At 58.1% G+C, this 8,566-nt stretch carries 8 protein-coding genes; 4 read left to right on the top strand and 4 right to left on the bottom strand.

Annotation, left to right across the window (positions count from 1 at the left end; translation table 11 throughout):
• Nucleotides 1-601 precede the first annotated feature (601 nt).
• From rpsT to mutM, 3 genes are all read right to left on the bottom strand, one after another.
• Nucleotides 602-865 carry a 30S ribosomal protein S20 gene (gene rpsT, locus K529_RS15435; RefSeq protein ID WP_005608828.1) on the bottom strand — a complete coding sequence of 88 codons (264 nt, stop codon included), beginning with the start codon at nucleotides 863-865 and terminating at the stop codon, nucleotides 602-604.
• 321 nt (nucleotides 866-1,186) lie between these two features.
• Nucleotides 1,187-1,963, bottom strand: a complete 777-nt coding sequence (locus K529_RS15430) for an enoyl-CoA hydratase (RefSeq protein ID WP_005608826.1) — start codon at nucleotides 1,961-1,963, stop codon at nucleotides 1,187-1,189.
• Nucleotides 1,964-2,028: 65 nt separating this feature from the next.
• Complete coding sequence (gene mutM, locus K529_RS15425; protein ID WP_005608823.1) at nucleotides 2,029-2,880, bottom strand: bifunctional DNA-formamidopyrimidine glycosylase/DNA-(apurinic or apyrimidinic site) lyase; 852 nt, start codon at nucleotides 2,878-2,880, stop codon at nucleotides 2,029-2,031.
• An 86-nt stretch (nucleotides 2,881-2,966) separates the two neighbouring features.
• On the opposite strand from mutM, the gene ubiE reads away from it, so the two are divergent.
• Both ubiE and ubiB read left to right on the top strand, forming a co-directional pair.
• Entirely contained in the window at nucleotides 2,967-3,719 is a 753-nt protein-coding gene (ubiE, locus tag K529_RS15420; protein ID WP_005608820.1) for a bifunctional demethylmenaquinone methyltransferase/2-methoxy-6-polyprenyl-1,4-benzoquinol methylase UbiE, read from the top strand.
• Between the two features lie 3 nt (nucleotides 3,720-3,722).
• The gene (gene ubiB / locus K529_RS15415) at nucleotides 3,723-5,249 is read left to right on the top strand and encodes a 2-polyprenylphenol 6-hydroxylase (RefSeq protein ID WP_005608817.1); all 1,527 of its coding nucleotides are present in this window, start codon (nucleotides 3,723-3,725) and stop codon (nucleotides 5,247-5,249) included.
• A gap of 102 nt (nucleotides 5,250-5,351) precedes the next feature.
• On the opposite strand, the gene K529_RS15410 is transcribed toward ubiB, so the two are convergent.
• Nucleotides 5,352-6,527, bottom strand: a complete 1,176-nt coding sequence (locus tag K529_RS15410) for an acetyl-CoA C-acyltransferase family protein (RefSeq protein WP_005608815.1) — start codon at nucleotides 6,525-6,527, stop codon at nucleotides 5,352-5,354.
• A 108-nt stretch (nucleotides 6,528-6,635) separates the two neighbouring features.
• On the opposite strand from K529_RS15410, the gene K529_RS15405 reads away from it, so the two are divergent.
• Complete coding sequence (locus tag K529_RS15405) at nucleotides 6,636-7,202, top strand: helix-turn-helix domain-containing protein (RefSeq protein ID WP_005608813.1); 567 nt, start codon at nucleotides 6,636-6,638, stop codon at nucleotides 7,200-7,202.
• A 164-nt stretch (nucleotides 7,203-7,366) separates the two neighbouring features.
• Nucleotides 7,367-8,551 (top strand): glycine C-acetyltransferase, encoded by a 1,185-nt coding sequence (locus K529_RS15400; RefSeq protein ID WP_005608809.1) that lies wholly within the window; start codon nucleotides 7,367-7,369, stop codon nucleotides 8,549-8,551.
• The last annotated feature ends 15 nt before the right edge of the window (nucleotides 8,552-8,566 follow it).

Raw genomic sequence — 8,566 nt, 5'->3', positions numbered from 1 at the left:
GCTGCGCCTCACGCATCCTGTGTTATGGCCGGATTTTCGGCCTATCGTTTCGTCCCAGTCCGGCTGTTCTGCTCAGAACAATCCGGTCACGATCGGGCACAGAAAGAACGTCGCCAGCCTGCATGCAAACTGACCTTCACGTGTTTCGATAACCGAAAACAACGTCATGTAACGTGCGGCAACACACAAAATGGCCGCAACGAAAAAACGTTCGCCCTTAATTCACTGAATGAGACAGATGCCTAACATGAAGTGCGCGGCGCACTACGCCGTGTACTTCATTGTTCCGGTGCCACGCGCAGCGCGCAGATCACCGGCTATAACAACTCTAATGCCCGTCAGAGTTGTCGCGAGCAGCCTGTCCCCCCAGCGAATGAATCGCTGCAACAGTGGTAGCAATTTCGGACATAGAGCGGCAACGAAACTATGATGTTGACTCGGACTTGGACGACAAAGAATCTCTGCGACTCGTCCGAAGTGACCGGAATCCTTCAAACAAAAAAGCACCGCCATCAGCGGTGCTTTTTCATGTTGAAATCTGGATCAACGCCGCTAGTGGCGCGACATCAGAATCGCCGGGCTGGCCAGCGTAAGAAGAGCGTTAGCCCAGCGCTTTCACCCGCGCAGACAGACGGGAGATTTTACGGGACGCGGTGTTTTTGTGGTAAACGCCTTTGGTCACGCCGCGCATCAGTTCGGGCTGAGCCGCGCGCAGAGCTGCGGTTGCAGCTTCTTTGTCGCCAGATGCGATGGCTTCTTCGACTTTACGCAGGTAGGTGCGGATGCGCGAACGACGAGCTTTGTTGATGGCAAAGCGCTTTTCGTTCTGACGTGCGCGCTTCTTAGCCTGAGGAGTATTTGCCATGGTGTGGTGACCTTATCTTCGAGTTCGTAGTGTTCAATTATGGCGAATGCCAGCCGAACCCGGATCGGATCACCGGTCGTGATTCTAGCCTAAGCGGGCTGCACGCGCATGTATGACGGCGGTGATTACTGGATTCGCACACAAAGCGCAAGCGATCCCTTGAAACACCGTTTCTTGGAGTGTCTCGCCGAGGAGAATGCAAAAACGGGCCCGCAGGCCCGTTTTCAAACTTCGCTATCTAACCGGAGGCCATAGTATTTTAGGTATCAGTGGGGCCCGTGCGACGTCATTTGCGTCGGCACAGAGCCTCACCAAATCTGGTTACTTGTCCCGGAACTGCGCTTCGCGCTTTTCTAGGAAAGCTGCCATACCTTCCTTCTGGTCTTCCGTTGCAAACATGGAATGGAAGACCCGCCGTTCAAAGAGCATGCCCTCGCTCAGCGGCAATTCATACGCGCGATTGACTGCCTCTTTGGCGGCAATCGAGGTCAGAACTGATTTCTCGGCGATCTTATTGGCCGCGGCCATCGCCTCTTCGATCAGTTTCTTGGCCGGAACCACGCGCGACACCAGACCAGCCCGCTCCGCCTCTTCGGCAGTCATGAAGCGGCCCGTCAGGTTCATGTCCATCGACTTCGACTTCCCGACAAAACGGGTCAGGCGCTGAGTACCGCCCATGCCTGCGATCACACCGAGGTTGATCTCGGGTTGGCCAAACTTTGCGGTTTCTGCTGCGATGATGAAATCACACATCATGGCAACCTCGCAGCCCCCACCCAGCGCGTAGCCGGATACAGCCGCGATAATCGGTTTGCGGATGGCCGAAATCCGATCGTTGGTGTCGGCAAAAAGATTCGACGTGAATACGTCGACATAGCTCATCTCCGACATCTCTTTGATGTCGGCGCCCGCTGCAAAGGCTTTTTCCGAGCCGGTCAGCACGATGCAGCGCACTTTGTCGCTGGCGTCCGCTTCTTCCAAAGCGGCACACAACTCGCCCAGAAGGACGGAATTGAGCGCGTTCAACGCTTCAGGCCGGTTCAGCTTGATGAGGCAGACGTGGTCCTGAGTATCGACGTTGATCGTCTCATAGGCCATGACAATTCGCTTTCGGTTGTTTCTCCTGAACCAGAGTCATTATCACGGCGGCTCTCGCTTTCAAGCTATCTTTGGCACTTGCCACAGTAGAAGGACGACCGCCCGGATTGGGTGATTCGAGTGACCGTCCCCCCACAGCCAGCCCGTCGGCAAGGCTCTCCTTCGCGCCCGTAAACATCAAAGGTATGTTGAAAATATCCAAGTTCGCCATTGGCTTGGCGAAAATCCTTGAGCGAAGATCCGCCCGCTGCAATCGCGTCTAGCAACACTTGACGAATGATAGGAACCAGCGCGGCAACGCGTGGCGCGCTAATTTTTCCAACTTCGCGACGTGGCGAAATGCCCGCACGGAAAAGCGTCTCACAGACATAGATATTGCCAAGGCCAGCGATGATTCCCTGATCGAGCAGTGCAGATTTCACGGGCGTCTTGCGGCCCTTGAAGGCTGTGACAAGGTGATTTTCATGGAAATCGTTCCCCAAAGGCTCCGGTCCCAGCACCGCAAGCAGCTTGTGACTGTCGGCTGTCGCCGTATTCAGCAGGTCCATCGCACCAAAGCGGCGAGGATCATTAAAAGTGACCCGCGCGCCATTTTCCATGTGAAAGACCACATGATCATGTTTGGCGATTTGCGGATGCGCATGCACAAACTGGCCAAGCGGGTCACCCGATACCGTCATCCGACCTGACATACCAAGGTGAACCAAAAGCGTCTCGCCGCTATCAAGGTCAGCAAGGATGTATTTCGACCGCCGTCGCATCGACAGCACCCTGCGTCCTGATAGCCGGTCCGCCATACGTTCCGGAAAAGGCCAGCGCAAATCGGGCCGGTTCACATCGGCGCGGGTAATGACTTCCCCCTCCATAGAGGGTTGCAGGCCCCGCATCACCGTCTCGACCTCGGGCAATTCAGGCATTAGAGGACTCCCCTGACAGAAGGGCGCATTGTGCCGCCCCGTGAGCGCTCTATAACAAGTGCGAAACTGCGAGGACGACAAGGCCAATGACCGAGAAATCTGACAGCACCACCCATTTCGGCTTTGAAACCGTGCCGGAGCACGAAAAGGCAGGCCGGGTTCAGGGGGTCTTCAACTCCGTTGCCTCGAAATATGACATCATGAACGATGTGATGAGCGTCGGCATCCACCGAATCTGGAAGGATGCAATGATGGACTGGCTCGCGCCGCGCCCCGGTCAGCGTCTGCTGGATGTGGCGGGCGGCACCGGCGACATCTCCTTCCGGTTCCTAAAACGTGCAGGCTATGGTCACTCCACCGTGCTCGATCTGACCACGCCGATGCTGGAAGAGGGCCGCAAACGGGCAGAGGCCGAACAAATGGCCGAGAGTTTGGACTGGGTGACCGGCGACGCAATGGCGTTGCCGTTCAAAGACAACACCTTCGACGTCTATACTATTTCTTTCGGAATTCGGAATGTGACCCGCCCGCAAGAAGCCCTGAACGAAGCCTACCGCGTCCTGAAACCCGGCGGACGCCTGATGGTGCTGGAATTCAGCCAATTGCCCAACGACGGGCTGCAAAAACTCTATGATCTCTATAGCTTCAACGTGATCCCGCGAATGGGACAGATGATCGCAGGTGATTATGACAGTTATCAATATCTCGTGGAATCGATCCGCAACTTCCCGGATCAAGACACATTCCTCGGAATGGTAAAACAGGCCGGGTTTGAAAATGCCAAATACCGCAACATGTCGATGGGCATCGCAGCTCTGCACTCGGGCTGGAAGATCTGATCGATGCGCGGACCTCACAATATCATCCGCCTGATCCGTACGGGCGCGACCATGGTGCGCACTGGCGCCATGAATGTGGTACTCGACGCCTTTGACGCGCCGGCCCCTTTGCGCATGGTGGCCTACACTCTTGGCTGGCCTTTCCAGTGGCTTGGCTACAAAGGCGACCCATCCATGCCACCGGCAACCCGTGCGATCACCGCATTGGGACCTGCCTACATTAAATTCGGTCAAGTGCTCTCAACACGCCCCGATGTGGTTGGCGAGGATATGGCGCGGCAGTTGCGTGTCTTGCAGGACAAACTCCCACCCTTCCCGCGCGAAGTCGCCATGGCAGAGGTCGCCAAGGAACTGGGCCGCCCGGTCGATGAGATTTTCACGGAATTTTCCGAACCTATCGCTGCGGCTTCCATCGCGCAGGTCCATCGCGCCCGCCTGACAGAGACCGGCCAGGACGTCGCGGTCAAGGTTTTGCGCCCCGGTGTTGAGCGTGCCTTCCGCAAGGATGTGGATGCATTCTACTTTGCGGCCCGCATTGCGGAACTTTTCGCACCAGGCGCTAAACGTCTGCGCCCCATGGATGTGATCACCCACTTCGATGGCGTTGTCCGTGGCGAATTGGATCTGCGCCTTGAAAGTGCGGCCGCCTCAGAGTTCGCGGACAACACCTCCAATGACGCGGGCTTCCAACTTCCGCCAGTGCTGTGGAATTACTCGGCCCGCCGAGTGATGACACTGGGCTGGGCCGACGGGTTGCCGATTGGCGACAATGACGCGCTCGATGCCGCAGGCCACGACCGTCACGCGCTGGGTGAACGGGTTCTGTCCCTGTTCCTGAACCATGCGCTGCGCGACGGGTATTTCCATGCTGACATGCACCAAGGCAATATGAAGGTTGCCACCAATGGCGACATCATTGCCTATGATTTTGGCATCATGGGCCATATCGACCTTTATACTCGCCGGGTCTATGCCGAGATCCTCTATGGTTTCATCAAACGCGACTATCAACGCGTGGCCGAAGTCCATTTCGAGGCAGGCTATGTGCCCGCCACGCAGGATGTGGACGAGTTCGCCCGCGCATTGCGGGCCGTTGGAGAGCCAATCTTTGGCATGGACGCCACTCATATCTCCATGGGGCGGCTCTTGAATTACCTCTTTGAGGTGACAGAACGCTTTGGGATGGAAACCCGTACCGAGTTGATCCTGTTGCAGCGCACTATGGTGGTGGTCGAAGGCGTCGCCCGCTCACTTGATCCGCGCATCAACATATGGGACGTCGCAAAACCGGTGGTGGAGGACTACATCAAATCCTCGATCGGCCCCCGCGCTATCGCGTCTGATCTGGGCAAGACCGCGCTGGTCTTGGCCCGCTTTGGCCCGCGCCTGCCGACGTTGGTGGAACGTGCCCTGATCGCGCAGGCGCAGGAACCTGAAGATAAATCAGCCCGCCGCCCTTGGAAACGTGCCGCAGCCGCAGGCGTAGCTGTTGGCGTCCTCGCCACTCTCATCATCACGCATGTAACATAACAAAAGAGGGTGCCTGCGATATCAGCACCCTCTTCTAACCTGAAATATCCTGGGGTGAATGCGCGCCAGCGCAGAGGGGCAACGCCCCTCCGCCCGATCAGATCAAAGACGCTCGATTGCCAGTGCAATCCCCTGACCACCACCGATACACATGGTGATGATCGCCCGACGACCACCAATGCGTTCCAGCTCATACAGCGCTTTCACGGTGATGATGGCTCCGGTTGCCCCCACCGGATGCCCCAATGCGATCGCACCGCCATTGGGGTTCACTTTGGCGGCGTCCAACCCGAGCGCTTTGTTCACCGCCAGCGCCTGCGCTGCAAAGGCCTCGTTTGACTCGATGAGATCGAAATCCCCGACGGTCATATCTATGCGCTTCAGCAGCTGCTCCACCGCCGGAAGCGGACCCACCCCCATCACCTCTGGCCGCACGCCCGCATGGGCATACCCCAGCACACGTGCCTTGGGTTTCAGACCGGCCTTTTCTGCGGCCTCACCGGTCGCCAGCACCAGCGCCGCCGCGCCGTCGTTGATCCCCGACGCATTGCCCGCCGTGACACGGCCATCCTTTTGAAACACCGGGCGCAAGCCTGCGAGTGCTTCCAGCGAGGTGGCTTTGGGGTGCTCATCCACTTCAAACGAAACCATATCGCGTTTGATTTTCACCTCGACCGGTACAATCTGGCTTTGGAAATAGCCCGCCTCAATCGCCGATGCAGCGCGGGTCTGGCTGGCCATGGCAAATTCGTCCATCTGTTCACGGGTGATCTCATGCTCGTCCGCGACATTCTCTGCGGTCACACCCATATGGCCAGTCCCAAAGGGGCAATTGAGCGCGCCCAGCATCATGTCGAGCGATTTCACATCGCCCATTTTCTGCCCCCAGCGGGTCGAAGGCGTGATGAAAGGACTGCGCGACATGTTCTCGGCACCACCCGTAAGTGCAAACTCCGCGTCGCCCAGCATCAAGGCCTGAATGCCCGAAACAATTGCTTGCGCGCCCGATCCACACAGTCGGTTCACATTCATCGCCGGTGTGGTTTCAGGAATACCTGCCTGCATCGCGGCCACCCGCGACAAATACATGTCGCGCGGCTCGGTGTTGATGACATGGCCGTAGACCACGGTGCCGATTTGCGCAGGCTCAACACCGGAACGCTCCATTGCAGCCTTGGCCACCGTCGCGCCCAGATCGATCGGCGCAGTTTGCGCCAATGCGCCACCAAAGGCACCAATCGCCGTGCGCGCGCCGTCCAGAATCACGATATCCGTCATGTCTCACTCCTCATGTCCATTTGCGCCAGTATGCACCCGCAGCATAAACCTGTCCCATTGAACGTCCCGTCATTGACAGCCACTTCGGCGCGCGCCACTACTTCCGTCATGACGGACACAACAGACGATATCCTGACCCTTTTGCCCGCCCGCCTGAAAGAGGCACGCCGGGCACAAGGGTTGAGCCTAGAAGCGGTGGCGAACCTTTCCGGGGTCAGCCGCTCAATGGTGAGCCAGATCGAACGGGGGGAAAGCTCTCCCACGATTGCAACACTGTGGAACCTTACCCGCGCACTTCAGGTGGATTTCGCCGGCCTGTTGGAGGCCAGCGAGACGGTCGACCGCATCGATGTCCTGCGCGCGCGGGATGTGCCGGTGATCGACAGCAAGGCCGCGCAATGCACCATCGCCATCCTGTCTCCGCCCGAAGATGTCGGCGGGCATGAGGTCTATGACATCAGCTTCGCTGCCGGAGGGGCCTTGATCAGCCAACCCCATGCGCCCGGTACTCGGGAACAATTGACGGTCTTGGAGGGAACGGTTGTCTTAACTTCCGGTACGGCTGAGGATCGCCTATCGCCGGGAGATACAGCCCGCTATGCGGCCGATGTTTCGCACGCTATTGCCGCCCCGGACGGCGCTGCGCGTGTGTTCCTGATTGTGAAGAACAGTTGAGGGGCGCGGCCCCTCTTGGCCTCGCGGCCAATTCACCCCGGGATATTTTCAGTTAGAAGATATAATTTCCGTAATCACGGATTTTTTTCCGTAAAGATGCAATTCCACCTTTACGGACGCACGTCCACTATGACAGACTTCGGGAAACAACCGGAGTCGTGCTCATGTCCAATGCTTTCCTCAGCCACATCAGCGAAACCCTGACGCAGATCGAAGCGGACGGTCTTTACAAGCGCGAACGAATGATCACCTCGCCCCAGGCGGGCGAGATCCACGTGGGCGATCGCGCGGTCATCAACCTCTGTGCCAACAACTATCTTGGCCTGGCTGATCATCCAGATCTGATTGCCGCAGCAAAGGCTGTGATGGACGACAAGGGCTATGGCATGGCCTCGGTCCGTTTCATCTGCGGCACGCAGGATCTGCACCGCGAGTTGGAGCAGCGCATTGCAAAATTCCTCGGCAAGGACGATTCGATCCTGTTTGCCGCCTGTTTTGACGCCAATGGCGGGCTGTTCGAACCTTTGCTTGGGCCAGAGGATGCGATTGTCTCCGACAGTCTGAACCACGCTTCCATCATCGACGGCATCCGCCTCTGCAAGGCGAAGCGCTACCGCTATGCCAACAACGACATGGCAGATCTGGAGGCCAAGCTGAAAGACGCCCGTGCAGCCGGCGCACGCCACATCATGGTGGCAACCGATGGCGTGTTTTCCATGGATGGTTATCTGGCCAACCTGCCTGCAATCCGCGAAATAGCCGACCGTTTTGATGCGGTGGTGATGGTAGATGACTGTCATGCGACGGGGTTCATGGGGCCGCATGGGGCCGGTACGCCGGATCATTTTGGCGTCGACGTCGATATCCTGACCGGCACGCTGGGCAAGGCGCTGGGCGGTGCGATTGGCGGCTATATCGCCGGACCGCAGCCGGTGATTGACCTGCTGCGTCAGCGCGCACGGCCCTATCTGTTTTCAAACTCGTTACCGCCTGCGGTCGTGGCGGCGGGCCTAGAAGCGATCCGTCTGGTTGAAGAGGGCGAGGATCTCCGCAAGCAGCTGTTCGAAAACGCTAAATTCTGGCGTCAGGGCCTGACGGAGCTGGGATTCGACCTGCTGCCCGGCGAACACCCGATCATCCCGGTGATGCTGGGAGATGCCAAGCTCGCACAAGCCATGGCAACCAAACTCTTTGACGAAGGCGTCTATGTCTCCGGTTTCTTCTTTCCCGTCGTGCCCAAGGGGCAGGCCCGCATCCGCACCCAGATGAATGCCGCCCTGACCCGTGAGGAATTGAACCGAGCCCTCGGCGCGTTTGAGCGTGCGGGCAAAGCCTGTGGAGTGATCTGACATGCTGCCCAACAC

The sequence above is a fragment of the Tritonibacter mobilis F1926 genome (assembly GCF_000376545.2).
Lineage (GTDB): Bacteria > Pseudomonadota > Alphaproteobacteria > Rhodobacterales > Rhodobacteraceae > Epibacterium > Epibacterium mobile.
This window is presented reverse-complemented; position numbering and strand designations above follow the sequence as displayed.